The following is a 25,367-nucleotide window of genomic DNA, read 5'->3' as shown; positions in this document are numbered from 1 at the left end:
GACGAGTCCGAATTTGCGGTTCTATGGACGTGCATGCTCGTTCGTCAGATTTTCCATCGCTGTGGCAATGGAGAAGACGTGAAGGAAGTGCACAGTGGTCGAACACATCGGTAGCAGCGCCGAGGACATCCTGCTCCGCGGCGGGCGCTTCTTCACTCCTGGGAAATTCTCGGACGACCTTCGCACCGTGAACCGCACGGGCGGCCGCGAAGGCGATATCTTCTACCGCGATCGTTGGAGCCACGACAAAGTGGTGCGCTCTACGCACGGGGTCAACTGCACCGGGTCGTGTTCTTGGAAGATTTATGTCAAAGACGGCATCATCACCTGGGAAACGCAGGAGACCGACTATCCGACAGTAGGGCCGGACCGCCCCGAGTACGAACCGCGCGGCTGCCCACGCGGTGCCGCGTTCTCCTGGTACACGTACTCGCCCACGAGGGTCCGCTACCCCTACGCACGTGGTGTTCTCGTCGAAATGTACCGCGAGGCACTCGCCCGACTCGGTGATCCCGTAGATGCGTGGGCCGACATTCAAGCCGATCCGGAACGTCGGCGAAAGTACCAGCAGGCCAGGGGAAAAGGTGGCCTGGTCCGGGTCACGTGGGGCGAGGCCACCGAGATGATCGCCGCGGCACACGTGCACACCATCAAGAAGTACGGGCCCGACCGCGTTGCGGGGTTCTCCCCCATTCCGGCGATGTCGATGGTGTCGTTCGCGGCGGGATCGAGGTTCATCGAACTCATCGGCGGCGTCATGACGTCCTTCTACGACTGGTATGCGGACCTCCCGGTGGCGTCACCTCAAGTGTTCGGTGACCAGACAGACGTGCCCGAGTCCGGGGATTGGTGGGACGCGTCGTATCTGTTGATGTGGGGATCCAACGTCCCGGTCACCCGCACCCCAGACGCTCATTGGATGGCCGAGGTTCGGTACCGCGGAACCAAGGTTGTCGCTATCAGCCCCGATTACGCGGACAACACCAAGTTCGCCGACGAGTGGATGCCGTGCGCCGCCGGCACCGACGGAGCCATGGCGATGGCGATGGGCCATGTCGTCCTGTCGGAGTTCTTCGTGAAGCAGCGTGAGCCGTTCTTCGACGACTACGTGCGGCAATTCACCGACCTTCCGTTCCTCGTCACGATCGAGGAACGCGACGGCCGACTTGTCGCCGGCAAGAACCTGACCGCCGCCGATCTGGGTGAGACCAGTGAAAATGCCGCGTTCAAGCCGGTTGTGCTCGACCGCACCACAGATGAGGTGGTTATACCGAACGGCTCTCTCGGTTTCCGCTTCGGCGACGAAGGTGTCGGAAAGTGGAATCTCGACCTCGGCGACATCGTTCCTGCTCTGAGCGTCGACACCGATTGGGGTGAAACTGCAGAAATACATCTTCCGCGCTTCGACACACCGGATGGTCACGGCGAAACCATGGTCCGGGGTGTACCGGTGCGCCGTGTGGGTGATCGACTGGTGTGCACTGTCTTCGATCTGATGCTCGCCCAGTACGGGGTGCAGCGCGACGGAATGCCGGGGCAGTGGCCGTCCGGCTTCGACGACCCGGCTGAGCCATACACCCCCGCGTGGCAGGAATCGATAACCGGCGTCAGCGCCGCGCAAGTGATTCGCATAGCGCGTGAATTTGCCACCAACGCAGTCGAATCGGGTGGCCGATCGATGATCATCATGGGTGCGGGTATTTGTCAGTGGTTCCACGGCGATGCCACCTATCGAGCAGTTCTCAGCCTCCTGCTGCTCACCGGGTCGATGGGACGCAACGGCGGCGGGTGGGCGCACTACGTCGGCCAGGAAAAATGCAGACCCGTCACAGGTTGGGCGACAGTGGCAATGGGGACGGATTGGCTCCGTCCGCCGCGTCAGATGGCCGGGACTTCCTACTGGTATGTCCACACCGACCAGTGGCGCTACGACGGTTACCAAGCTGATGCACTCTCCAGCCCCGTTGGCCGAGGTAATTTCAGTGGCCGACACACGATGGACGTGATGACATCGGCCGTGTCGATGGGATGGACACCTTTCTATCCCCAGTTCGATCGATCGAGCCTCGATCTGGCTGACGAGGCAGATGCACACGAATGTGACGTCGCCGAGCACGTTGCTAACCAATTATCTTCGGGTGCACTCAAACTCGCTGTCACCGATCCCGACAATCCCCAGAACTGGCCGCGAGTGCTGAGCGTATGGCGCGCAAATCTTCTCGGGTCGTCGAGCAAGGGAAACGAATACTTCCTTCGCCACCTACTCGGCACGGATTCGAACCTGCAGGCCGAGCCGACGCCGGAGAACCTGCGCCCCAATGACATAACGTGGACCGACGACATCCCCGAGGGGAAACTCGATCTGTTGATGTCGATCGACTTTCGGATGACGTCCACAACTTTGCTTTCCGACGTGGTGCTGCCTGCGGCAACGTGGTACGAGAAACACGACCTGTCGAGCACGGACATGCATCCGTTCCTTCATGCATTCTCCCCCGCTATCGACCCGCCGTGGGAAACCCGCTCGGATTTCGACGCTTTCGGCGCGGTTGCCAAGGCATTCAGCGTGCTGGCGGAAAAGCATCTCGGAAAACGCCGGGACGTCGTGATGGGAACACTGCAACACGACACACCCGGCGCTATGGCCTACGCCTCGGGTAGAGAACAAGATTGGCACTCGCAAGGAAAGACACCCGTCCCGGGCAAGACGATGGGTCCCCTCGTCGTCGTCGAACGCGACTATCCCGCCGTCGCGGAGCAGTGGGCTGCACTGGGCCCGCTGGTCGAGAAGGCCGGCCTCACCACCAAGGGCGTCACGACACATCCGAAGCGTGAGGTGGAAGAACTCGCCGCCAAACACGGGGTCTTCGATTCGGGTGCTGCCGCAGGTAGACCGGCACTCGATACTGCCGAAAAGATGGCTGAGGCAATCCTCGCGCTGTCCGGAACTTCGAACGGCAGGCTCGCAGTACAAGGGTTCGCCGAACTGGAGAAACGAACCGGAAGACCACTGACACATTTGGCGTCGGGCAGTGAGGAACGCCGAATCACCTTCGCGGACACACAGGCTCGACCTGTCCCGGTGATCACCAGTCCGGAATGGTCAGGCAGCGAAACCGGTGGCCGACGCTACGCGCCGTTCACCGTCAACATCGAGGAGCTCAAACCCTTCCACACGCTCACCGGTCGAATGCACTTCTACCTCGATCACGACTGGATCGAGGAACTGGGCGAACAACTACCGATCTACCGCCCACCACTCGACATGGCAAGCCTGTTCGGCGAACCTGCTCTCGGAGATCGCAACGGCGGAATCGGTCTCAGCGTCCGCTATCTGACGCCTCATTCGAAATGGTCGATCCACTCCGAGTACCAGGACAACCTGTTCATGCTCTCCCTCTCGAGGGGCGGGCCGACGATGTGGATGAGCCCCGGCGACGCCGCCAAAATCGAGGTATCGGACAACGATTGGGTCGAAGCCGTCAACCGTAACGGTGTCGTCGTGTGCAGGGCGATCGTGTCGCATCGAATGCCGGACGGCGTGGTCTTCGTTTATCACGCCCAGGAACGCACCATCGACGTGCCGCTCACGGAGACAACGGGAAAGCGTGGCGGCATCCATAATTCGTTGACCAGACTGTTGATCAAACCTTCCCACCTTGCCGGCGGCTATGCCCAAACGTCATTTGCCTTCAACTATCTCGGGCCCACCGGAAACCAACGCGACGAAGTAACCGTGGTGCGTCGTCGCTCGCAGGAGGTGACGTACTGATGCGAGTCATGGCGCAACTGGCGATGGTGATGAATCTCGACAAGTGCATCGGCTGTCACACCTGTTCCGTGACGTGTAAGCAGGCGTGGACCAACCGATCAGGTACCGAGTACGTGTGGTTCAACAATGTGGAAACCCGTCCGGGCCAGGGTTATCCGCGCACGTACGAGGACCAGGAGAAGTGGAACGGCGGGTGGGTTCGCGACAAGAACGGCCGACTTCGACTGCGTGACGGTGGCCGATTGAAGAAGCTCTCGCGCATCTTCGCGAATCCGAAGATGCCGTCCATTCAGGACTACTACGAACCCTGGACCTACGACTACGAGAATCTCACCCAGGCTCCCCTCGGGGAGCATATGCCGGTAGCCGCGCCGCGAAGCCTCATCAGCGGTGAACCCATGAAGGTGGAATGGTCCGCCAACTGGGACGACGACCTGGCCGGCTCACCCGAAATCGTTCCCGACGACCCGATTCTGAAAAAGATCAGCGCGGAGGTCAAACTCCAACTCGAAGACACGTTCATGTTCTACCTGCCGCGTATCTGCGAGCACTGCCTCAATCCGTCGTGTGTTGCGTCCTGCCCGTCGGGTGCGATGTACAAGCGGTCCGAGGACGGGATCGTGCTCGTCGACCAGGACAAGTGCCGCGGCTGGCGCATGTGCGTGTCCGGATGCCCGTACAAGAAGGTGTATTTCAACCACAAGACCGGTAAAGCCGAGAAATGCACGTTCTGTTATCCCCGCGTCGAAGTGGGCTTGCCGACGGTGTGCGCGGAGACCTGCGTCGGCCGTCTGCGATACATCGGCCTCATCTTCTACGACGTGGACAAGGTTCTCGCAGCCGCGACAGTTCCGGATGACAAAGACCTGTACGAGGCGCAACTCGACGTGCTACTTGATCCGAATGATCCCGAGGTCGTCGAAGGTGCTCGCGCAGAGGGCATCTCGGACGAATGGATCGAAGCAGCACAGAAATCTCCCATCCACGCACTGATCAAGGACTATCGCGTCGCGCTGCCGCTTCATCCGGAGTTCCGCACCATGCCGATGGTCTGGTACGTCCCACCGCTGTCCCCCGTCGTCGACGCCGTGAGCCGCGACGGTCATGACGGTGAAGACGTCGGAAATCTTTTCGGGGCTCTCGACTCGTTGCGCATTCCGATCGAATATCTCGCCGGCCTTTTCTCCGCGGGCGACACCGATGTGATCGACGGAGTTCTGCGACGGCTGGCTGCTATGCGGTCGTACATGCGCGACATCAACCTAGGACGCGAACCGCAGCCGCATATACCCGAGGCCGTGGGAATGACCGAGGAAAGCATGTACGAGATGTATCGCCTCCTTGCCTTGGCGAAGTACGACGAGCGGTACATCATTCCCACCGCCTACGCCGTCGACGGGCACAAACTCGAAGAGAGCGCCACCGAGTGTTCGCTCGATTTCGACGGCGGACCCGGCATGCACGAGTCCGGCCCGTTCGGCGAAGCCAGTGGCGGTCCGGTCCCGGTGGCAGTCGAGACTTTTCACGCGCTACGCGAGCGTCAAACCACTGGCGAAATGTCCGCCAACTCGACCAACCCGTCCCGGGTCAACCTTCTGAACTGGGATGGCAAAGGTTCGCCGAGCGGACTCTTTCCTGATCGAGGCGAGAACCAATGATCAGCTTCGGCCGACGTCGGCGCAGCGCCGGGCAGGACCGCTTGGTGTGGCACGCTGCCGGTTTGTTGTTGGCGTACCCCGACAGTGGACAAGGCGAAAGGCTCGCGGTTGTCGGGGACATTCTCGGGCATCTCCCGTCAGCTCCCCGAGAGCAACTCACTCTCACTCACCGCTTTCTTCGCGACAGCGAGGAATTCACAGCGGCGGCGCAGTACGTCGAGACATTCGATCTGAAACGGCGCAGCACGCTGTACCTCACGTACTGGACGGCAGGTGACACCCGCAATCGCGGGCGTGAAATCCTCGCCATCGCCGACGCCTATCGCGCGGCCGGAGTTGATCCGCCGAAAAGCGAGTCGGCAGACCACCTGACTGTCGTCCTCGAATTCGCTGCTCTCGTCGACCCGGATACCGGCGCGAAGCTGCTTTCGGCGCATCGCGTCCCATTGGACATGATCCGATCGTCACTGACCGACGTGGACTCGCCGTACGCTCCAGTTCTCAGGGCAGTGTGCAACACACTGCCCCCAGCTTCCGACAACGACATGCGTCGCGCCCAGCAGCTCGCCGCCTCGGGGCCACCCGCCGAATCTGTCGGACTCCCACTCTTCACCCTGACCGTCCCACCCCGCCGCGAAGGAGTGACGTGAGATGTCTGCCGGTGAAATCTACTGGGACATAGTGCCGTACGTCGTGTTGGCAATCTTCGTGAGCGGCACATGGTGGCGTTATCGCTACGACAAATTCGGCTGGACAACGCGGTCGTCGCAACTGTACGAGCATCGATTGTTGAGAATTGGCAGCCCCCTGTTCCATTTCGGCATTCTGGTGGTCATCATCGGACATGTCATCGGCCTGGTGATCCCGCAATCCTGGACCGACGCAATCGGGGTAAGCGACCACATCTATCACCTGCAGGCCCTCGTTCTCGGTTCGATCGCGGGCCTGGCAACCTTGGTCGGCGCCGGGATCCTGGTGTATCGCAGGCGGACCCGGGGACCGGTGTTCATGGCCACGACCTGGAACGACAAGCTGATGTACGTCGTACTGATCGCCGCAATCGTCGCTGGTCTCGCCACGACAGTGCTGGGATCCGGAGCGTTCGGCGAAGAATCCAACTACCGGACGACGGTCTCCCCGTGGTTCCGATCCATCTGGATCTTCCAGCCCCGTGGTGATCTCATGGCACAGGCGTCACTCGACTTCCACATTCACGTCACGATCGCGATGGTGTTGTTTGCACTGTGGCCGTTCACGCGCCTGGTACACGTATTCAGCGCGCCGGTCGCATACCTGTTTCGGCCGTACATCGTCTACCGCAGTCGCGACGACGCCCGGAAGGGCGAACCCGTCGGCTCACGCCCCCACCGTCGGGGTTGGTGAACTCACAGTCCACAATCGCCACACAGATGCGATCAGCAGAACTACGCACAGGACTACTGCCGGCCACACCAGAATTTCGCCAACTATCTTCAACCACGGGGTCGACGCCGTCCCCGCAACGGTTAACGACGCCGCCGACGTCATCCCCATCGGGAAAGCCGTCGACCAACGTCTGACGTCGTATTCCAGTCGAGGCCAGATCAATTCGCATATAAACAACACGCCGTAACAGCCGAGCACGAGAATCATGAGCACGATGCTCAATCGTTGAAACGACAGGTGTAGCGTTTCCGACCAGCCCACGACGGGCGCTGCCGCTGTGAGTTTTCCGGCCGCGAGCGTCGAGATTGCCAGGGCGCCGCCGAACACCCAGTGATCACCGGCCCCGACTCGGAGCTGATTGAACGAGAACCGTACGAGCACCGACACGTAGAACCCCAGGCCGAGCACAAACGCAGCCGCCGACGGAAGCGCAATCCAGTGCGCCGTCGTCGTGGCCGCGAGCGTCGCACCGAGTACGGCCAAACCCTGCGTTGCTACGCACAGCAGAAAGTGCACGCCGACGGTTGGCGAGGTCCAGTGTCGAATTACCGCCGGTATGAGCACGATCCACGCCACCAGCGCAATCGCGAGCGCGACATAACCGACCGAGTCCCAGTCGAGCAGTACAACCCGAGTACCCAACACGGTTGTCGCGGCCACTCCCGTGAGAGCCGGCGGAGTGTCGGCCTCGTCGATCCACCGGGCGCGATTGTCGACCAACCGCGATACGAACACCACAGCCAGAACCAGCCAGATTGCTGCGCCAATCCCCAGCCATACCAGCGAAAAGACCTCGAATCCCACCAGATGCAAGGCCACCGACACGATTCCCGAAGACATCGCGGCGGCTCCCGCACCGGGAGGAATTACCTCGAGCGTGCGGTTGGCTGTCGATCTCGCGCGATGATCGCCGGTCACATCCTCAATGATGAGCGATGATGCGGTGTATGTCCTGATTTCGACTCCACGTACTTCCCCGACAGCATTCACCCAGATTTCTCACGGCGAACGTCGAGAGCAGTCACAGTGAACATGCAGGTATCGCAAATACTGTTGGCTCCATGATGATCCGACGCTCTCCGAGTACTTCCTCAGCCAGTCCTGGTCGCCGCCGCATTGCCTTCGTGTCCGTCCTGCTCGCCGGCGGGCTGCTTCTGGGCGGGTGCACCGCCGAGACAGCCGGTACCAACTCGGCAACGTCGGCGTCCACGTCGACGGTGTCGTCCACTGTCGCGTCTGCGAACTCGACTGACTCGACGACCACAGCCGAAACGATCACCGACACCGCAGCAGCGACCGAAGCATTTCTGCAGACATTGTCAGCCGAGCAGCGCGAGGCGGTTCTCTACGCCTACGACGACGAAACCAAAACGACGTCGTGGTCGAACTTTCCGGTGACGTTCGTCGATCGAGCGGGACTCAATATCTCCGAACTGACCGATGAGCAACGAGCGGCCGCCATGAAGGTACTCGAAGCACTGCTGAGCGAGGCAGGTTACGACACCGTCACCGGCATCATGGGCGGCGACGAATATCTGCACGAGAACAGTACGTCGACGGAAGATTCTCTCGGTCAGTACTACATCGCATTCTTCGGCGATCCGTCGAACACGGATGCGTGGGCAGTTCAGTTCGGCGGACACCACCTCGGCATCAACGCAACGCTCGACGGCTCCGCCGACTCCATCACGTTCGCACCGACTCACCTGGGCATACAGCCCGCCGTCTACACCGATGCCGACGGCAACGAGGTTCAGCCGTTCGATGGTATCTACACGAGCGCGTTCGCCTTCTACGACAGCTTGTCCGATGAGCAGAGGGCTCAGTTGTATCAGGGCGAGACCGTAGCGAATATGGTGTGCGCGCCGGGCAGTACTTGTGACTACCCGACTGGCAGAGGGCTTTCCGGTTCAGACCTGACGGACGAGCAGAAGCAGTTGCTGCTCGGCGTGATCGCGAACTGGGTTGGCATTGCAGACGAGGAGACCACTGCGGACGCGCTCGCGAAGATCGAGGCGAGCCTCGACGAAACGTACGTGAACTGGTCCGGTGCAACCGAGTACGACATGACGCAGGGCGATGGCATCTACTTCCAGATCTCCGGACCGGATGTCTACGTCGAGTTTGCCGCGCAGCAGGGATCTGCCGGCGCGGACGTCGAAGGCGTGAATACCTCAGGTTGGGGCCACGTTCACACCATCTACCGAGACCCGAGTAACGACTACGCCGGAAGTGTTGTCCAGCAGGAAGCTACGGGTATGGGCGGTGGCGCGGGCGCACCCGGCAGTGGCGGCGCACCAGGTACAGGTGGGCCCGGTAGCACGCCCCCGAACGGCAGCTAGGTCCCGGAGCCAGAAAGGTGAGCCTCCTCAGTCGGTGCCCGATTCACGGACGAGATCAGCCGATGAACCGCCATGTAACAGGAATCCTTCCGTCCGAAAGATTACCCAACCTCTTGAACGCGGCTGGTGAAAGATCAAGATCACCGGCAGCGCAGCCTGGACAGGTATCTACGATGGTGACAGTTACGGATCTCGGCCCGCTCGAGGCCAGAATTTGTTTTCCGCACAACGCTCTGGTCCAGATCCTTGCGGATATCGCAACCACGTAGTCGGTATCTGCTGACATACCGCCGCAACTACCGAGACCGGCATGAAAGTACGTCGCATCGCCACTGTGTGTTGTCGCGTCGTCGGTTGTATCGCCTGCACTACCCGCACTACCTGTGGAGGCGCCTCCCAGTAGGTCGAACATTGTGGGCTGCGCCTCCGCGACAGAGGTTCCCGCCAATACAGCAGCGGACGCCGTCACCGCGACGGCCACGGATACCGCAATTCGTCGCACCGAACATCGGGACAAAGCGACCTCCTGTTTTCAATCGAGAAATCGGACATTTCCGATGTTGGGCGACGGTATCGGCCGGCCGGTACTCCCGCTGGGTAGGCTCGCCGGACATTCCGACTGGGTTCGGTAATAGTGACGATGGTCCCGGGCGTCAATGCGCTCCTGTCACTGCCTAAGGCAGCGACAGCTCGTGAATCGACGGTCCGCACATAAGCAGATGATCCTCACCCATGCCACCCGTTTAGGTGGTCCCAGGTCGAGGCCATTTCGGCGAAGGCCCGGCCCGCGGCCGTGCGATAGGCACCCTTCCGTCGGAGCAGGGCCACCGTACGCGGGGGCAATGCCGGTGACAGCGGAATCGAGGACAGGCCCCGTTGTTCGAGGGTGATCGCGTCAGGCAGCACCGTCGCGAGACTGCCGCGGCGGACGATCTCCACGATCGCGCCGATCGAGCTGACCTCGATAGCCGTCCGAGGTGTGATGTCCTGCTGCTTGAAGTACCGATCGATGTGAAGCCGCGTCGCGAAATCACTGCTGAGCAACACCAGGGCCTGATCCTCCAGTGTCTTCGCAGGCAGCGGTTTCGACCGACCGGCATGCGAATGCTCTTCACCGACAACGAGACTGAGAGTTTCGACAAACAGCGACTCGCTCTCGATCTCCTCCGAGCGCACGTCCGCAAACGCAATGCCGACGTCGAGTCCGTCGCGTGCCAACTCCGCCTCGATTCGGTCCTGAGTCATCTCCTGAACGGTGACGGCAATGCCTGGGTGGCGCGTCGTGAATCGGTCCATCAACGGACCCACCAGGTAGGCCGCGAAGGTGGGCGTCGTCGCCAGCCTCAGCGAGCCGCGACTGAGGTCCTGGACATCGTGGATCGCGCGCTCGGCGGCATCCAGATCCTGCAGAGCTCGCCGCGCGTAATGCAGGAAAGCCTCGCCGGCGTCGGTGGTTCGTACCGTTCGCCCGGACCGGTCCAGCAACTGCACCCGCAGAGCGGATTCGAGCTGCTTGATCTGCTGGGACAGAGTCGGCTGCGACACATGCAGCGACTCCGCCGCCCGGGTGAAGTTTCCATGTTCGGCGACCGCAAGCAGATAACGGATATGACGTAGCTCCATCACTAGAACTATAGGCACTGTCTATCGAAGTAATGAATAACAAGTCTTGGACACTATCGACCATCGAGGTCATCCTTGAGTCATCACCATTGCAAGGAGGCAACATGCACGACATCATCAACGGCTTTCTGACATTCCAGAAGGACGCCTTTCAGAAACGCTCCGGACTTTTCAAGGAACTCGCGACGACTCAGAACCCGCAGGCCCTATTCGTCAGCTGCTCTGACAGCCGAGTGGTCCCGGAACTGGTAACCCAACGCGAACCCGGCGATCTGTTCGTCATCCGCAACGCCGGCAACATCGTCCCGTCGTACGGGCCGGAACCGGGCGGCGTATCCGCCACCGTCGAGTACGCGGTCGCAGTTCTCGGTGTCACCGACATCGTGATCCTCGGCCATTCCGATTGCGGCGCGATGACGGCGATCTCCACCGGCAAGCCCCTCGACGAGATGCCTGCCGTCGCGCACTGGCTCCAGCACGCAGACTCCGCGAGGGTCGTCAACGCCGCCCGCACGCACGGCTCGGCAGCCGAGAAACTGAACGCACTGGTCCACGAGAACGTCATCGCCCAGTTGACCAACCTCGCAACCCACCCCTCGGTCGCTCTCGCACTCGAACAAGGTCGACTGAACCTGCACGGCTGGGTCTACGACATCGAAACCGGCTCGATCGAAGCCCTCGACGGCGGCACCCGCCGGTTCGTCTCGCTCGTCGAACACCCCCAGACCTGCGCCGTGACAACAATGCCCGGCGTCCCCGCTTGATCCCCCATCCAAAATAAAGAAGGAAATCATTATGATTCAGTCACAGTTCACCCAGGGACCCCGCGAAGAACTCGCCGCAGCCGTCATCGACGCCAAAGCCCGAAAAGACCTGTCCTGGCAGGAGCTGACCGACGACACGGGGCTGAGTGTGGCCTTTGTAACCGCAGCCCTCCTCGGTCAGCATGCACTTCCCGCCGCCGCCGCGAAGGTCGTCGCGGACAAGCTCAGTCTGGACGAAGACGCGGTGCGATTGCTACAGACCATCCCTCTGCGCGGTTCCATCCCCGGCGGCGTGCCCACCGACCCGACCATCTACCGCTTCTACGAGATGCTTCAGGTCTACGGCACCACCCTCAAGGCATTGGTGCACGAGCAGTTCGGCGACGGCATTATCAGTGCAATCAACTTCAAGCTCGACATCAAAAAGGTTGCCGATCCGGATGGCGGCGAGCGCGCGGTCATCACGCTCGACGGCAAGTACCTGCCGACCAAGCCCTTCTAGCTTCGGCGTGACGGCGGCCTTGCTCCCGAGGCCGCCGCCCCTGAACACCTTCCTGAAACACACTGTCAGACAAGGACTGTCATGGACCCTATTCAACGAACCATCGATATCGCGAATGCCAATGTCGCCGAGGGCGGCCGGCCCTTCGCCACCGTCATCGCCCGCGACGGTGAGATCCTCGCCGAAAGCCCCAACCTGGTGGCCCAGACGAACGACCCGACAGCGCACGCGGAGATCCTCGCGATCCGTGCCGCCTGCACCGCACTGGGCACCGAGCATCTGACCGGGTGCACCATCTATGTGCTCGCGCATCCCTGCCCGATGTGTCTCGGTTCGCTGTATTACTGCAGTCCGGACCGGGTCGTATTCCTCACGCAACGCACCGACTACGAACCGTATTACGTCGACGACCGCAAGTACTTCGAACTGAGCACCTTCTACGGAGAATTCGCCAAGGACCCGGTTGAGCGCCGACTACCGATGGACTACCAACCCCACGACGGCGCAATCGAGGTCTACCGCGCCTGGCAGGAGCGGAACTACTCCACTACCTAGTTCCAGTTGTCGATCTTGACGTCGCGGGGATCCGGTGCGCCAGTGCCGGTTTCGACCTTCGACTTCAGGCTCATCAGGAAGAGCGCCCACTTGGTGCTGCAATGGTGCAGAAACTCCACCGGCTCCTTCCACCCTTCATGCGCGAAGAGGACGACGGTGAAATCGCCGTCGCGTCGGAGGTCCCACACCACGCGGGTCCCGAGCCATTCTTCCGGCCCTGCGGTCACCTCCCACAGCACTCGTTTGTCGGGCTGGAGTTCTACCACTTTCATATCAATCCGGCCTTCACCGAAGCGGAATTGAAGCGTGCCTCCGATATTCGGATCTCCGTCCGTATCGCTGGTCCACCAGCCGGCCAGACCGTCAACTGTCGTCAACGCTGCGTAGACATCGCCGACAGAAGACGACTTGATCCCAACCCTGTGCAGAATGTCGACCATCGCGGGTTCCTCCTTCTTCTCATTTCCGGTTGTTATGTTCGATTGCTTCCGCAATCCGTTTGATGCGCTGCAACCGGGCATCCCACGACGAACCGACTGCATTCAGCTGCGCTACGGCGCGGGCGAGTTGCGCGGCATCGACCCGGTAGAGCCTCTCCCGGCCGGCGGGCGTCACATGTACCAAACCAACGCGGTCGAGAGTGCCGAGGTGTTTCGCGACAGCTTGACGGGTTACGGGTAGCTGTTCACTCAGAGTGGTCGCCGTCCCCTCCCCATTTGCCAACAGCAAGTCGAGCATTCGTCGGCGTGTGGGGTCCCCGATCGCTGTCCAGAGGTCGTCGTCGATAAGGCTCATCCGCTCGCACCCAGTCGGGCTGCGCACTCGACAAGCCGCGGCAGATGCCGGTTCCACCCCTCGACGTGTGAGTTGTACTGCTCCTCGAGAACCGCGACCTCCCATCCCATTTCACGGAACCCGGTTTCCGTCATACGCAGCGTCGTGCCCTCTCCCGAGGGACTGAGTTCGAATGTCACCAACAGACTGTTCATTGGGGGCACCGCGTCATCGGACAAGTGAGCCCATCGGAATGAAAACAATCGGGGTGGCGCAGCGTCGACCACCTCGATCCGGGCAACATGACTGTCAGGCGAGGTCCGCTCTCCCCACACGAGTTCGCCGACAGAGCCCGGAACCGGTTCCAGGTCGACAACCTCGTCGGACCACCACTCCTTCAAATGCTCAGGACTGCTGATGACCTCGTAAACCACGTCGGGTGCGGCGTCGACGTAGATTGACCGCTCGATTTGTCCGTACTCCATACCGGCACCTCTTCTGCAACCTTTGGTTGCATATCAGAATACCCAGCTGAAGTCGCATACGCAACCGATCATTGCGCTTCGCGAAGTCGCTACACCGGACCATCATCCGATGTAGCGACTTCGCTACGCCTGTACGGGAATTCAGGACCCCGCGACTCCACAGTTTCCGCATGTCCTGCGGCGCACCGGAGTAATGTCGACACCGTCAGATCAGATTGCAACCGTGCGACGCCGCCTCATTTCAACGGCGACGGCAAGGCCGTCTGCCCCACGTCGGGAGACCGGAAGTGACACAACTCCTGAACGCGGCAAGCGTGTCTCACCGGCAAAAGATCGCACACGGCAGGCAGCGTTCACCATCGCCTGACTGATTCTTCCAGTGAAAGGGTTTTCGATGACAACAGAACATCAACAACACTCGGAACATGAACACAGCCATGGTGAAGGGTGCGGCCACGTCGCCGTTCCGCACGGTGACCATGTCGATTATGCGCACGACGGGCACCTACATCGTCCCCACGGCGATCATGTCGACGAATGTGAGACGTCGGAGCACGTCGTCCACGAAGGCCATGATCACGTCCACGGCGAAGGGTGTGGCCACGTCGCCGTTCCGCACGGCGATCACACGGACTACGTCCACGATGGCCATCGACACGCCGCACATGGTGAGCACTACGACGAACACTGACCGCCACGTTGGCCACGTTCGTACGGGACTGGCGCTCACCACATTCCATGAGGTCAATCGTTCCGATTCGGTTGACACGAAAGGCTTTTCAATCTTCATCCCAGACCCGACTGGCATGTCCTGCGATAACCGGTATTTTGGTCAGCCTTCTGAAAACCGTTGACAGTTGACCAATCGCGACTTCTCAGTCCCCGCTCGTCCACGACAGCACATCGACCCCAGTGGCCCCTGTCGGTACCCGATGCAAAGATCTGCCCATGACATCCGAAGCGTCCGTCTCGTCTGAGAATTGCACCAGGTCGAAGGCTAGTCCCATGCGTAGGTGCATCATGATCGTCGGACTGCTGTGGGGCGCAGCGATGCTGACCGGTTCCGCGACTTTGTCCACATCGTTCGCAGTCCGCGATGGACAGCCTTCCGAGTATTGGATAGTCACCGCTATGACGGTCATCTCGGTACTGACACTCGGTGCTGTTGTGGTGTTCTCCGAAAACAAGTGGGTTCGACGATCATCAGTGGCAGCGCTCGGACTGCTCGGAGCACTCGGCGCAATCGCCAACTTCTTGTTACTCGAGTCGCCAGCCGCTTCTTCCACTCCACCTCTCCCCGATGTCATTCGTTGGATGATCTTCGGAACAATCGCACTCGCTGGTCCGGCGACAGCCCACGCGGTGTCGATCGTCTACCGTGCCGCCAACGAATTCTCCGACCGAAACGACGCCATCCTCTCCGAAGTCGCACTCGCCCGGTGATCCACTGACTTTCGTTACACCGGTAGCCCAACAGATACGCACCCTGCCGTGCGCTCATCCAAGATGAACCAGCATTGATTAGTGAATGCCTCGACTCTTGGCCGCCCTAACCAGCGTGTTTGCGAAAGATCCGCGTATCGCACGATCACCTGAGAACGCCGACGCCGAACCGTTTGCGAGTTTCGGGTTGCGAAGGGGTCAATTCCCAGACACCGCGGACACGCACTCTCACGACGATTGACAATAACGAGTGATCATTCGGCCATCGCCGTCATCCGCGCGTGGTTATTCGATGTACCCGGATTCGGGGTCGATCATGCCGAGGAAGTTTCTGATCGACCTGCGGTGATCGTCAATCGTCGACAGGTACGGCTCGGCGTCCGGAACCTCGCCATCCGGAACATCGAAACCCGGAACACCGGCCACCTGGACTGGGCCACCACCGAACCCGTAGTTCTTGTTCGGTCCGGATTCCCAGGTGTAATCCTCACTGCCATTTTCGCGCACCGTGACGGCGAAAACCTCGCCCTCGACGATGAGAGTGAAGGGACTGTCTTCAGCTTGCGGGCGGTAGCCGTCTGCCCACTCGTTGGTGTTCACGCACCGACGCTCTCACGAATGAACGAGAGGAGCAGCGCGAATGGTAACGAAGGAATCGGAAAACCCGAACCACTCAAACATAGATTTCAAGGTTACTGGTCGAGGCGGATCACTGACGAGCATCGTCTGATTTACACAAAATCGCCGACGACCAGATCCGAATCGCTGCGTGCCGCTACCACTACGGACGCTGAACACGCTCACCCGATCGTCCAGGCAAGTAGCGCGGCGCCGCACATCGACGGCCCATGAGGGACCTGCGACCGCCGCGCCAGCAGAACGGCCACCACTAATGTGATCACCGGAGCCAGAAAAGCGGAAAACAGCCAGACCTGCGCACCACCCAACCCCGTGATCGCACCCAGCGGAAGTGCCAGCTTCACGTCACCTGCGCCCAGGGATCCCGGCGAAATCAGGCGCAGCACAAGGTGGATTCCCGAGAGCATTACCGATCCCATCAGCGCTGCCCACAGCGTTCCCGCAAACAAGGCGCCGGCGATAACGACACCATAAGCGGGCACAGTGAAAGTGTTCGGCAACCGCCGCACAGACACATCGACAAGTGACACGGCCACACACCACCACACGAACGCCAGGCCCGAAACAAGCTGTAGTGCAGATGAAGTCGCTACACCGACAAGCAACCAGCCCACCGCGACGCACAATTCAGGCACACCGCAACGGACTGAAATCCCGGCATACAGGTTTCGGCGCAACCAATCGTCAGCAAGAAAACGCGCACCAAAACCGCCAACAGCACCCGCAGTTGCCAACCCCACCAACATCCACATGGCATTGAGCATGAGCCGACCGTCGACCGGCCGCAGCCTACGAAATCGTGCTGTGCACTACGGCGGCACTGTGGATAAAGCTAAGTGGTCATCGCCAGAAGTTCGTCGGGGGTCACGCGGCATCCCGGAGCGTGGCGTCGTGCTCAAGGCGCTGCAAGTGTCTATACAGGTGGCCGCAGGTGTAGCTCCATTGGAACGGCGTGGCTGTGGCGTTGTAGCGCTCCGTTTCTTGTCACCAGACCCCAAGCGTTACCGAACGATCGGTATGCGGCAATGTAGTGCGTTCGACAGTCTGGAGATTGGCGCCCGGCTACCGAGGCGGATGGTTTGTTGGCGTCGGAAACGTACGTGTCGGGGCGTGTCGGTAGGTTGTCGGGAGGTTTGTCGGGAGGTTTCGGAAACGGGGAGTGGTTGTGGCTGATGACGTTTGGACCAGTCTGTTTGAGGACATCCAACTGGTGCTGTACCCGGACTGGGATGACGACGAGACGCTGATTTCGCCGACGGATGGCGACAGCCTTCAACTGCGCGACACGTTGACCGGGCAGCGGATCCTGTTCCGAGAAGATGACAAAGGACTTGATATCAGGGTGACGGTGCCCGATGAACCGGTGACGGCTGCCCGATTACGGGCGGTGATCCAGTCGCAGCGGACCACCTTGTTTTCCCAGGTCCGTGACCGTGAGTCCGGTCGTTGGGTGCCACGCGACCAGCCGTTGTGGAAGTCTGTCGAAATCCATATCGGCCGCGATCACGACGTCGAACACGAGGGCCAGCGTGTCGAGGAGTATGCGCGGGAGTGGAGAACGGGATGGCGCCACAATGCCGACGACCAACGATACGAGATCGCCGCTGCAATCGTCGCGGTGTTGCGCGACGGACTGGGTACGACTCCTGACCGGCTCCGTGTCAGCTCTTACAACGACTTCGGCCCCACCCGCACACAGGCCGTGGGCGAGGTCGCTTCCGACCGTCCGACGTTGTCCGGCCTTCCGGCACGGTGCTCAGGGTGGGACGAGTTCGTCACGCGGTTCGAGTGGGTTCTGGCCACTTTGCCGTGGCTGGGCAATGTCATCCTGGATGCCCCTCAAAAAGGATCGAACAACCAGGTTGACGTACAGTTCTACAACTCCGGTGGTGGTGACATCGACAGCGCGTGCGGTTTCGGGGATGCTGCAAGATCGGACCTGAAGGAAATCAACCGGCTGATGAGCGTTCTCGGGTGGCAGTGGACGCCCGATCACCACGGGGCTGTCGACGCGCCGATCTGGCTGGGCCCGCCGACCGGAAGGGACACGACGCATCCCACCATGCACGAACTGGCCGTTCGGACAATGGTGACCTTGCGCGACGTCGCTGGAGTGGCACATCCCAACGAGCTTGCTTTCACGGCATTCTCGAATGCCCAGGGCGTCGACGACATGTCGTACGTGGGTGCGGAACTCGGTATCGCCCCGGCCTGAGGACCAGGTACCCACCTTCACCGATAACCGCGGGACTGCAATCGGCACATCTACCTGACGGCCGAAGACGTAGACCGACTATCGACCGAGGCAGACCGTCACGGGCACGGGCTCCTTGTGCTGGTGCTCGCCTACTGTGGCTGCCGCTGGAGTGAGGCCATCGCACTGCGAGTCCGCGATATGAACTTCACCCGGGCGCGACTGACGGTCTCCGACACCGAGGTTCAGTTGGGCAGCAAGCACTACAGCGGGACCACCAAGGGCAAGACGGTCCGGTGAGGTCGCGGTACCGAAATTCGTCCTCGACGGACTCAAAGAGTGCTCTACCTCGCCGACCCCACCGCCTGGAAACCACCCCCGACGAACTTCTGACCAGGACCACTAAGCGATAGCGGCAGCCATCGCCTCACGTGGTGCGGGCTTACCCGTGAACTGCTCAACCTGCCCGAAGGCCTGATTGAGCAACATCGCCAGGCCACCGATCACGGTGCCACCGGCGGCCTCGACGGCCGAGGCCAGCGGCGTCGGCCAGGGGTTGTAAATCGCGTCGAGGACAAAAGGTGCCTTACCCAGTTCCGCGGCAAAGGGTGCCGCCGCATCAGCGGGAACGGTGCTGACCAGAACTGCCGAATCGGCACAGATTCCGCCGAGACGAGGATCATCGAAGGCAACAAGATCAATGTCCAAGCCAACCGCAGCGCCGCATTCGATGGCGCCCGATGCACGACCCGGATCGCGGGCGACGACAGTCACGTTGCGAACACCCATATCCGCCAAGGCAACCAGCGACGGCCGAGCCGTTCCGCCGGCCCCGACCACCACGGCGGGGGCACCGGTGAGATCACCGACACCGCCGGCGATCAACGCACCGCTGACACCGTCCACATCGGTGCAGTCAGCCCGCCATCCACCGTCGATGCGCACCAATGTGTTTGCCGACCCGATGACAACGGCGCGCGCAGTGCGCTCCGACGCGTATTCGAGGGCTGCGATCTTGCCCGGCATCGTGACCGACAGCCCAACCCATTCGGGCCCGAGCCCGTCGACAAGCGCGGGCAACTGCTCCCCCGTGCATTCGATCCGCTCGTAGGTCCAGTCGGTCAGACCCAAGGCCTCGTACGCCGCGAGATGCAGCAACGGGGACTTCGAATGCTGAATGGGGCTGCCGAGAACTGCTGCCTTGCGTGCGGTTGAGGTGCTACCGACCACTGTCGAGAATCCCGCTTTCCTGCGCTAGAACGATGTTGGCGAGGTGCTCGTCGTAACTGTGAGTGAAGAGCGTTTCGCCTTGCATGTTGATGGTGACGAAGTACAGCCAGTCCCCGGGGGCCGGAGATTCGACTGCCTGAAGCGCTTCGATGCTCGGTGACGCAATCGGGGTCGCGGGCAATCCCGGCATTGCGTAGGTGTTCCACGGCGTCACCCGTGCGCGATCATCATCCGTCGTTGCAACTTCGGTGGTGTCGAGCGAGTAGTTGACAGTGGAGTCGAACTGCAACGGCTGATCTACGGCCAAGCGGTTGACGATCACGCGGGCGACCTTTGACATGTCGTCGGGCAGAGCCTCACGCTCGACCAGCGACGCCGCGACCAACAGTTGGTACGGCGAGAGTCCGACGCCGGATCCGGCTGTCAGAATGCCGGTGCTTTCGTACTTCTCGGCGCTGCCTTGGACTAGTGTCCGCAGGATTTCCGTCGGCGTTCCGGTGGGATCGAAATCCCAACTACTTGCCGCAATGAGACCTTCGAGTTGACGGTCTTTGTCCGGCACACCCTGCACGGACGACATCGCCCACGAGGGAACTCCCAACGCCGCGAGATCGGAAGATGCTCCCGCAGTATTCAATTCGTCGGCCGTCACACAGGTCTGCGCGCTAGCTGATCCGACGCAGCTGGCTTCCTCGATGAGGTTGTAGATGCCCTTCTTGAGAGCACCGGTCTGCGCGTCACTGCTGTCGTGGAGTTGACGCCCTGCGGCAACGACGACCAGGCCGACACGAGATTCAGGAGCGACCAGGGTGTCCAGAGCCTCTGCTGCACTGCTTTGCACAGGAACCTGGTAGAAACCGGGCTGAACTTTCTGGATCTCCGCCGAGTTACTCACGGCCGCGTTGTAGAACGCCGCCGAACTGGCAACCACGTCCTTCTCGGCAAGCGTGGCACCGATCTCCGAGGCAGTTTCACCCGGAAGGATCTGGATCACGACGGGCGCCCCGCCCGGCCCGGCGTAGTCGGCCGCCGCTTGAGTGCGGTTCATGTACCACGTCGCACCGTAGGCACCCACGCCCAGAACCGCGATCACCAAGACGAGGAGCGCGAGGACACCGACCTTCTTGCCACGCTTGGCTCGCTTGGACTGCGCTTCACGTTGTTTGCGCGCTTCAGCTCTGGACATGTGCGGCGGCTCGATGGTCTGTGGCAGCGCACGCATGACCATGGTCTCGTCGTTGTCGAAATCGAATGAACCGGTGGGCCGGCCGGAGCCGCCCTCATCCCACCGCCCGCTCACCGATCGGACTCCGACACAGGCGTGTCCCCCGACGACTCCCCTGGTTTCACTGCTCTACTCCGCTCGTCCAGCCAGCCTTGCAGGATCTCCACTGCCGCAGCCTGATCGATCATCGGACGCTGACCGCGAGCTTTGACTCCACTTTCGCGGAGGTTGCGCGCAGCCGTGACCGTCGTCAGTCGCTCGTCGGACAGTCTCACCGGGATCGGTTCGACGGCCCGCTGCAGTCGTTTTGCGAATGCAGTGGCGATGCCGGCGGCTTTGCCTTGCTCGCCGCGCAGCGTCTGTGGCAGTCCGACGATAACCTCCACGGCCTCGTATTCGGACACGATGTCGATAATCCGCCGGATATCCGGCGCGTCGGGTCCACGTTCCTTCGAGCGAGGCACAGTCTCGACCGGTGTCGCAAGAATCCCGTCGGGGTCGCTGGACGCAACCCCGATCCGGACACTGCCAACATCGATCGCGACGCGGCGTCCGCGGCCAGGGTCGTCGACGCCGGGGCGATCGGGACCCTGCACAGCCGCTGCCACCGTTAGCTGCCGCCCGCCAGTTCTGCGACCCGGTCCCGGATCGCATCGAGCGCCGCCGGGATTCCGGAGGCGTCGGAACCCGACCCCTGAGCCATGTCGGGCTTTCCGCCGCCTCGACCACCGATCTTCGGTCCGAACGAGCCGACGAGGTCGCCTGCCTTCACGCCGAGCGCCTGCGCAGCCTTACTGGTGGCAACCACGAAGGGCACCTTGCCGTCGGTGTCGCCGAGCAATGCGACCACTGCGGGCTCCGAGCCCAGGCGACCCTTGATGTCGGTGACGAGCGTGCGCAGGTCGTTGGCTCCGACACCGGCGGGTGCAGGTTCTGCGATCACGAGCACACTGCCGATGCGCTTGGCCTTGTCGACGAACTCGCCGGCTGCAGCCAGAACAGCCTTGGCCTTGGTCTGCTCCAGTTCCTTCTCGGCCACCTTGAGACGCTCGACAAGCGCTTCGACGCGAGCCGGAACCTCTTCGGACGGAACCTTGAGCGATGCGGACAGTCCGGCCAGAAGCGCGCGCTCCTTGGCCAGATAACGGTAGGAATCCAAACCGACGTACGCCTCGACACGGCGGATGCCGGAGCCGACGGACTGCTCACCGAGCAGAGTGACCTGACCGATCTGAGCGGAACTTCCGACGTGCGTGCCGCCGCAGAGTTCCATCGAGAACGGGCCGCCGATTTCTACGACGCGAACCTCGTCGCCGTAGTTCTCACCGAAGAGTGCCATGGCACCCATCGACTTGGCCTTGTCGAGGTCCGTCACAAACGTGTTGACCGCGAAGTTGGACGCGACAGCCTCGTTGGTGACAACTTCGATGTCCTGCTTCTGGGACTCGGAAAGCGCACCCTGCCAAGAGAAGTCGAAGCGGAGGTAGCCTGGCTTGTTGAGTGAGCCGGCCTGTACGGCGTTGGGGCCGAGCACCTGACGCAGCGCGGCGTGCACCATGTGGGTACCGGAGTGTCCCTGGGTTGCACCCTTGCGCCATTCGGCGTCGACATGTGCGAGAACGATGTCGCCTTCGGTGATCTCGCCCTTCTGGACGGTGACCTTGTGCGTCCAGACCTTCTTGGCGATCTTCTGAACGTCGTTGACCTTGGCTTCGAGTCCCGGCGCCGTGAGCGATCCGATGTCGGCGATCTGTCCACCGGACTCTGCGTAGAGCGGGCTGCGGTCGAGGATGACCTCAACCGACTGCCCCGCCTTGGCGACCGGCACACGAACGCCGTCGACGATGAGCGCGAGGACGTGAGCTTCGGAGACCAACTCGTTGAAGCCGGTGAACTCGGTGGGACCGCGATCGAGCAGTTCCTTGTAGACGGTGAGGTCGGCATGCGCGTGCTTACGAGCCTGAGCGTCGTCCTTGGCGCGCTTGCGCTGCTCGGCCATGAGCGTGCGGAAGCCGTCTTCGTCGACGGTGAGACCGGCCTCGGACGCCATTTCAAGCGTCAAGTCGATCGGGAAGCCGTAGGTGTCGTGCAAGGCAAATGCCTGATCGCCGGCGATGACCGACTTTCCGGACGACTTGACCGTCTCGGCAGCATTCTCGAACAACGCCGATCCCGATGCCAGAGTCTTGAGGAACGCTGTTTCCTCACCGACGGCAACATTCTCGATGCGCGTGAAGTCGGTTTCGAGAACCGGGTACGACGGAGCCATGGTGTCGCGGACGACGATCATGAACTCGCGCATGGTGGGCTGCTCGCTGCCGAGCAGTTTGGCCGAGCGCACGATGCGGCGAAGCAACCGGCGCAGCACGTAGCCGCGGCCGTAGTTGCCGGGATTGACGCCGTCCGCAATCAGCATCGCGGCGGTGCGGGCGTGGTCGGCGATGACGCGGAAACGAACATCGGACGTGTGATCGGTGCCGTACACGCTGCCGGTCAGCTCAGCGGCCTTCTCGATGACGGGACGGAGAAGGTCTGTCTCGTAGACGTTTTCGACGCCCTGCAAGAGGAAGGCAACACGCTCGACGCCCATGCCGGTATCGATGTTCTTCTTCGGCAGGGGGCCGAGGATCGGGTAGTCACCCTTGGTGGTGCCTTCGCCGCGCTCGTTCTGCATGAACACGAGATTCCAGATCTCGATGTAGCGATCCTCGTCGGCTTCCGGGCCGCCCTCTACGCCGTACTCGGCGCCGCGGTCGTAGAAGATTTCCGAGCAGGGTCCACACGGTCCGGGGATGCCCATCGACCAGTAGTTGTCTTTCATGCCGCGACGCTGAATGCGCTCTTCCGGCACGCCAACCTCGTCGCGCCAGATGGCAAATGCTTCGTCGTCGTCGTGAAAGACGGTGGCCCACAGGCGCGTCGGGTCGATACCGTAGCCGCCGTCGTCAACCGAACCGGTCAGCAGCGCCCAGGCGTGCGAGATGGCTTCCTTCTTGAAGTAGTCACCGAAGGAGAAATTGCCGGCCATCTGGAAGAACGTGTTGTGGCGGGTGGTGATGCCCACCTCTTCGATGTCCAAGGTGCGAACACACTTCTGCACAGACGTCGCACGCGAGTATGGCGGCGTCTGCTGGCCGAGGAAGAACGGCACGAAGGGAACCATGCCGGCGTTGACGAACAGAAGGTTCGGATCGTCGAGAATCAGCGACGCGCTGGGCACCTCAGTGTGGCCGGCCTTGACGAAGTGGTCGAGGAATCGCCTGCGGATCTCGTGGGTTTGCACTAACCGGTCCTTACCTTCATGAGCGTCGAACTGTCGTTGTCCAGCCTAGCGTGCAGGGACCTTACAGCTTTAACCCCGCACGATTACAGCTTCAACCCCGCACGATTCGACGCAATTTTCCCACTCGATCGGCGATCTCCCGCTCATTTCCGTGGCCAGTCGGCTTGTAATAGTCGACACCGACCAGTTCGTCCGGTGGATATTGCTGCCGTAGAACGCCGTCGCGGGTGTCGTGTGGGTACTTGTATCCGACCGCGTTTCCCAATTTCTCAGCCCCCTTGTAATGACCGTCACGTAGATGCGGCGGCACGAGACCTGACTTTCCGGCAGCCACATCGGCCATGGCCGCACCCAGCGCTTCGATGACGGCACCCGATTTCGGCGCGGTCGCGAGATGGATCGTGGCCTGGGCAAGCGCGAGACGTGCCTCCGGCATTCCGATCAACTGCACGGCCTGAGCAGCAGCCATCGCCGTCTGCAATGCCATCGGATCGGCCATCCCGATGTCTTCGCTGGCGTGAACCACCAGTCGCCTCGCAATGAATCGCGGGTCCTCCCCCGCAGTCAGCATGCGCGCAAGGTAATGCAGCGCCGCGTCTACGTCGGAACCTCGAATGCTCTTGATGAATGCGCTGATGACGTCGTAGTGCTGGTCGCCGTCACGGTCGTACCGAACGGCGGCTTTGTCGACACTGGCCTCCACGGTCGCGAGATCGACTTCGACGGGTCCGGGTTGGCCGCCAGCGGTGTCGAGCGCAGCGCCTGCTGCTGCCTCGAGAGCAGTGAGCGCACGGCGGGCGTCACCGGACGCCAGCCGCACCAGATGTTCCATCGCGTCGTCGGCAATGGTGACTGAGCCACCGAACCCACGCTCGTCGATCACTGCCCGCTCGAGAAGCTCCTGAACATCGGCTGCGGTGAGCGCCTGCAATTGCAGAACCAGCGAACGGGACAGCAACGCCGACACCACGGAGAACGACGGATTCTCGGTGGTAGCGCCCACCAACAGGACGATCCGATTCTCGACAGCGGCCAACAACGCATCCTGCTGGGTTTTCGAGAATCGGTGTACCTCGTCGATGAACAGGACGGTCTGCTCGCCGTTCAGGAGCCGTCGCCTAGCCAGTTCGATCACACCGCGAACCTCTTTGACACCGGCCGACAGTGCAGACAGCGCCTCGAAACGCCGACCGGTCGCGCCGGAAATCAACGACGCCAGTGTGGTCTTGCCGGTACCAGGAGGCCCGTACAGAAGTACCGATGCGGCACCGGATCCCTCGACCATTCGCCGCAGCGGCGCACCGGGCCCGAGTAGGTGCTGCTGGCCGACAACCTCACCAAGAGTGCGCGGGCGCATGCGGACAGCCAGCGGAGCACCGGGCGGCAACGAGGACAAGGCGCGCTCGGCTACCGAGACGACATCTGGTTCATCCACGATCTCGGATTCTTCCGG

24 protein-coding genes and 1 pseudogene are annotated in these 25,367 nt (G+C 61.6%); 12 read left to right on the top strand and 13 right to left on the bottom strand.

The window, feature by feature from the left end; genetic code table 11:
• Positions 1-94: 94 nt before the first annotated feature.
• Genes C7T36_RS21650 through narI form a run of 4 tightly spaced genes read left to right on the top strand, consistent with a single transcriptional unit; the run spans position 95 to position 6,813 of the window.
• Complete coding sequence (locus C7T36_RS21650; protein WP_045067597.1) at positions 95-3,772, top strand: nitrate reductase subunit alpha; 3,678 nt, start codon at positions 95-97, stop codon at positions 3,770-3,772.
• On the top strand, positions 3,772-5,430 hold the full coding sequence (narH, locus tag C7T36_RS21645; RefSeq protein WP_045067596.1) for a nitrate reductase subunit beta: 1,659 nt from the start codon (positions 3,772-3,774) through the stop codon (positions 5,428-5,430). Before C7T36_RS21650 ends, narH begins: the two co-directional genes overlap by 1 nt.
• Entirely contained in the window at positions 5,427-6,080 is a 654-nt protein-coding gene (narJ, locus tag C7T36_RS21640) for a nitrate reductase molybdenum cofactor assembly chaperone (RefSeq protein ID WP_045067593.1), read from the top strand. Before narH ends, narJ begins: the two co-directional genes overlap by 4 nt.
• Before the next feature lies 1 nt (position 6,081).
• Positions 6,082-6,813 carry a respiratory nitrate reductase subunit gamma gene (narI, locus tag C7T36_RS21635; RefSeq protein ID WP_045067592.1) on the top strand — a complete coding sequence of 244 codons (732 nt, stop codon included), beginning with the start codon at positions 6,082-6,084 and terminating at the stop codon, positions 6,811-6,813.
• Here narI and C7T36_RS21630 read toward each other — a convergent pair.
• On the bottom strand, positions 6,787-7,773 hold the full coding sequence (locus tag C7T36_RS21630; protein WP_045068013.1) for a tellurite resistance/C4-dicarboxylate transporter family protein: 987 nt from the start codon (positions 7,771-7,773) through the stop codon (positions 6,787-6,789). The two genes, narI and C7T36_RS21630, sit on opposite strands and share 27 nt — an antisense overlap.
• A 143-nt stretch (positions 7,774-7,916) precedes the next feature.
• On the opposite strand from C7T36_RS21630, the gene C7T36_RS21625 reads away from it, so the two are divergent.
• Positions 7,917-9,197, top strand: coding sequence for a DUF3500 domain-containing protein (locus tag C7T36_RS21625; protein ID WP_045067591.1), 1,281 nt, complete (start codon positions 7,917-7,919; stop codon positions 9,195-9,197).
• 55 nt (positions 9,198-9,252) lie between these two features.
• Here the strand turns inward: C7T36_RS21625 and C7T36_RS30815 are convergent, their stop codons facing one another.
• Both C7T36_RS30815 and cynR read right to left on the bottom strand, forming a co-directional pair.
• On the bottom strand, positions 9,253-9,483 hold the full coding sequence (locus C7T36_RS30815) for an RlpA-like double-psi beta-barrel domain-containing protein (RefSeq protein ID WP_372472230.1): 231 nt from the start codon (positions 9,481-9,483) through the stop codon (positions 9,253-9,255).
• A gap of 440 nt (positions 9,484-9,923) precedes the next feature.
• On the bottom strand, positions 9,924-10,820 hold the full coding sequence (gene cynR, locus C7T36_RS21615) for a transcriptional regulator CynR (protein WP_045067589.1): 897 nt from the start codon (positions 10,818-10,820) through the stop codon (positions 9,924-9,926).
• Positions 10,821-10,924: 104 nt separating this feature from the next.
• Between cynR and C7T36_RS21610 the strand changes: the two genes are divergently transcribed.
• From C7T36_RS21610 to C7T36_RS21600, 3 genes are all read left to right on the top strand, one after another.
• Positions 10,925-11,584, top strand: a complete 660-nt coding sequence (locus tag C7T36_RS21610) for a carbonic anhydrase (protein ID WP_045068010.1) — start codon at positions 10,925-10,927, stop codon at positions 11,582-11,584.
• 31 nt (positions 11,585-11,615) lie between these two features.
• Positions 11,616-12,086, top strand: coding sequence for a cyanase (gene cynS, locus C7T36_RS21605; RefSeq protein ID WP_045067588.1), 471 nt, complete (start codon positions 11,616-11,618; stop codon positions 12,084-12,086).
• Between the two features lie 81 nt (positions 12,087-12,167).
• The gene (locus C7T36_RS21600) at positions 12,168-12,641 is read left to right on the top strand and encodes a nucleoside deaminase (protein WP_033236196.1); all 474 of its coding nucleotides are present in this window, start codon (positions 12,168-12,170) and stop codon (positions 12,639-12,641) included.
• On the opposite strand, the gene C7T36_RS21595 is transcribed toward C7T36_RS21600, so the two are convergent.
• The 3 genes from C7T36_RS21595 to C7T36_RS21585 are packed head-to-tail and all read right to left on the bottom strand — an operon-like array spanning position 12,638 to position 13,900.
• The gene (locus tag C7T36_RS21595; RefSeq protein ID WP_033236195.1) at positions 12,638-13,081 is read right to left on the bottom strand and encodes an SRPBCC domain-containing protein; all 444 of its coding nucleotides are present in this window, start codon (positions 13,079-13,081) and stop codon (positions 12,638-12,640) included. The two genes, C7T36_RS21600 and C7T36_RS21595, sit on opposite strands and share 4 nt — an antisense overlap.
• 19 nt (positions 13,082-13,100) lie before the next feature.
• Positions 13,101-13,436, bottom strand: coding sequence for a metalloregulator ArsR/SmtB family transcription factor (locus C7T36_RS21590; protein ID WP_045067587.1), 336 nt, complete (start codon positions 13,434-13,436; stop codon positions 13,101-13,103).
• Entirely contained in the window at positions 13,433-13,900 is a 468-nt protein-coding gene (locus tag C7T36_RS21585; protein WP_045067585.1) for an SRPBCC domain-containing protein, read from the bottom strand. Before C7T36_RS21585 ends, C7T36_RS21590 begins: the two co-directional genes overlap by 4 nt.
• A gap of 394 nt (positions 13,901-14,294) precedes the next feature.
• On the opposite strand from C7T36_RS21585, the gene C7T36_RS30630 reads away from it, so the two are divergent.
• Both C7T36_RS30630 and C7T36_RS21575 read left to right on the top strand, forming a co-directional pair.
• Positions 14,295-14,591 carry a hypothetical protein gene (locus C7T36_RS30630; RefSeq protein ID WP_072782512.1) on the top strand — a complete coding sequence of 99 codons (297 nt, stop codon included), beginning with the start codon at positions 14,295-14,297 and terminating at the stop codon, positions 14,589-14,591.
• 329 nt (positions 14,592-14,920) lie between these two features.
• A complete protein-coding gene (locus C7T36_RS21575; RefSeq protein ID WP_045067583.1) occupies positions 14,921-15,343 on the top strand; it encodes a hypothetical protein in 423 nt (140 codons plus the stop codon).
• A gap of 285 nt (positions 15,344-15,628) precedes the next feature.
• Here the strand turns inward: C7T36_RS21575 and C7T36_RS21570 are convergent, their stop codons facing one another.
• Positions 15,629-15,943, bottom strand: coding sequence for a hypothetical protein (locus C7T36_RS21570; protein ID WP_045067582.1), 315 nt, complete (start codon positions 15,941-15,943; stop codon positions 15,629-15,631).
• A 39-nt stretch (positions 15,944-15,982) separates the two neighbouring features.
• On the opposite strand from C7T36_RS21570, the pseudogene C7T36_RS21565 reads away from it, so the two are divergent.
• A pseudogene (locus C7T36_RS21565) lies at positions 15,983-16,137 on the top strand (Txe/YoeB family addiction module toxin); the annotation flags it as partial.
• Between the two features lie 6 nt (positions 16,138-16,143).
• Here C7T36_RS21565 and C7T36_RS21560 read toward each other — a convergent pair.
• The gene (locus C7T36_RS21560) at positions 16,144-16,746 is read right to left on the bottom strand and encodes an A24 family peptidase (RefSeq protein WP_045067580.1); all 603 of its coding nucleotides are present in this window, start codon (positions 16,744-16,746) and stop codon (positions 16,144-16,146) included.
• Between the two features lie 401 nt (positions 16,747-17,147).
• Here C7T36_RS21560 and C7T36_RS21550 point away from each other — a divergent pair, with 401 nt between their 5' ends.
• The gene (locus C7T36_RS21550; protein ID WP_141485836.1) at positions 17,148-18,197 is read left to right on the top strand and encodes a hypothetical protein; all 1,050 of its coding nucleotides are present in this window, start codon (positions 17,148-17,150) and stop codon (positions 18,195-18,197) included.
• Between the two features lie 381 nt (positions 18,198-18,578).
• Here the strand turns inward: C7T36_RS21550 and C7T36_RS21540 are convergent, their stop codons facing one another.
• From C7T36_RS21540 to C7T36_RS21520, 5 genes are all read right to left on the bottom strand, one after another.
• Positions 18,579-19,406 (bottom strand): shikimate dehydrogenase, encoded by an 828-nt coding sequence (locus tag C7T36_RS21540; protein ID WP_033236186.1) that lies wholly within the window; start codon positions 19,404-19,406, stop codon positions 18,579-18,581.
• Positions 19,396-20,706, bottom strand: a complete 1,311-nt coding sequence (gene mltG / locus C7T36_RS21535; protein WP_045067578.1) for an endolytic transglycosylase MltG — start codon at positions 20,704-20,706, stop codon at positions 19,396-19,398. Before mltG ends, C7T36_RS21540 begins: the two co-directional genes overlap by 11 nt.
• Positions 20,703-21,239, bottom strand: coding sequence for a Holliday junction resolvase RuvX (ruvX, locus tag C7T36_RS21530; RefSeq protein ID WP_033236184.1), 537 nt, complete (start codon positions 21,237-21,239; stop codon positions 20,703-20,705). Before ruvX ends, mltG begins: the two co-directional genes overlap by 4 nt.
• Before the next feature lie 2 nt (positions 21,240-21,241).
• The gene (gene alaS / locus C7T36_RS21525) at positions 21,242-23,914 is read right to left on the bottom strand and encodes an alanine--tRNA ligase (protein WP_033236183.1); all 2,673 of its coding nucleotides are present in this window, start codon (positions 23,912-23,914) and stop codon (positions 21,242-21,244) included.
• A gap of 91 nt (positions 23,915-24,005) precedes the next feature.
• The gene (locus C7T36_RS21520) at positions 24,006-25,349 is read right to left on the bottom strand and encodes a replication-associated recombination protein A (RefSeq protein WP_233363897.1); all 1,344 of its coding nucleotides are present in this window, start codon (positions 25,347-25,349) and stop codon (positions 24,006-24,008) included.
• Positions 25,350-25,367: the final 18 nt, after the last annotated feature.

It is taken from the genome of Rhodococcus sp. AD45-ID, assembly GCF_003023755.1.
In the GTDB taxonomy this organism is placed as follows: domain Bacteria; phylum Actinomycetota; class Actinomycetes; order Mycobacteriales; family Mycobacteriaceae; genus Rhodococcus_F; species Rhodococcus_F globerula.
Note: the sequence above shows the minus strand (reverse complement) of the source record. Positions and strands in the feature narration are given on the sequence as shown.

Excerpts from the sequence above, each read along its gene's own strand:
- narH (WP_045067596.1), top strand. The coding sequence starts at position 3,772 with ATGCGAGTCATGGCGCAACTGGCGATGGTGATGAATCTCGACAAGTGC.
- narJ (WP_045067593.1), top strand. The coding sequence starts at position 5,427 with ATGATCAGCTTCGGCCGACGTCGGCGCAGCGCCGGGCAGGACCGCTTG.
- narI (WP_045067592.1), top strand. The coding sequence starts at position 6,082 with ATGTCTGCCGGTGAAATCTACTGGGACATAGTGCCGTACGTCGTGTTG.
- C7T36_RS21625 (WP_045067591.1), top strand. The coding sequence starts at position 7,917 with ATGATGATCCGACGCTCTCCGAGTACTTCCTCAGCCAGTCCTGGTCGC.
- C7T36_RS30815 (WP_372472230.1), bottom strand. The coding sequence starts at position 9,483 with ATGTCAGCAGATACCGACTACGTGGTTGCGATATCCGCAAGGATCTGG.
- cynR (WP_045067589.1), bottom strand. The coding sequence starts at position 10,820 with ATGGAGCTACGTCATATCCGTTATCTGCTTGCGGTCGCCGAACATGGA.
- C7T36_RS21610 (WP_045068010.1), top strand. The coding sequence starts at position 10,925 with ATGCACGACATCATCAACGGCTTTCTGACATTCCAGAAGGACGCCTTT.
- cynS (WP_045067588.1), top strand. The coding sequence starts at position 11,616 with ATGATTCAGTCACAGTTCACCCAGGGACCCCGCGAAGAACTCGCCGCA.
- C7T36_RS21600 (WP_033236196.1), top strand. The coding sequence starts at position 12,168 with ATGGACCCTATTCAACGAACCATCGATATCGCGAATGCCAATGTCGCC.
- C7T36_RS21595 (WP_033236195.1), bottom strand. The coding sequence starts at position 13,081 with ATGGTCGACATTCTGCACAGGGTTGGGATCAAGTCGTCTTCTGTCGGC.
- C7T36_RS21590 (WP_045067587.1), bottom strand. The coding sequence starts at position 13,436 with ATGAGCCTTATCGACGACGACCTCTGGACAGCGATCGGGGACCCCACA.
- C7T36_RS21585 (WP_045067585.1), bottom strand. The coding sequence starts at position 13,900 with ATGGAGTACGGACAAATCGAGCGGTCAATCTACGTCGACGCCGCACCC.
- C7T36_RS30630 (WP_072782512.1), top strand. The coding sequence starts at position 14,295 with ATGACAACAGAACATCAACAACACTCGGAACATGAACACAGCCATGGT.
- C7T36_RS21575 (WP_045067583.1), top strand. The coding sequence starts at position 14,921 with ATGATCGTCGGACTGCTGTGGGGCGCAGCGATGCTGACCGGTTCCGCG.
- C7T36_RS21560 (WP_045067580.1), bottom strand. The coding sequence starts at position 16,746 with ATGCTCAATGCCATGTGGATGTTGGTGGGGTTGGCAACTGCGGGTGCT.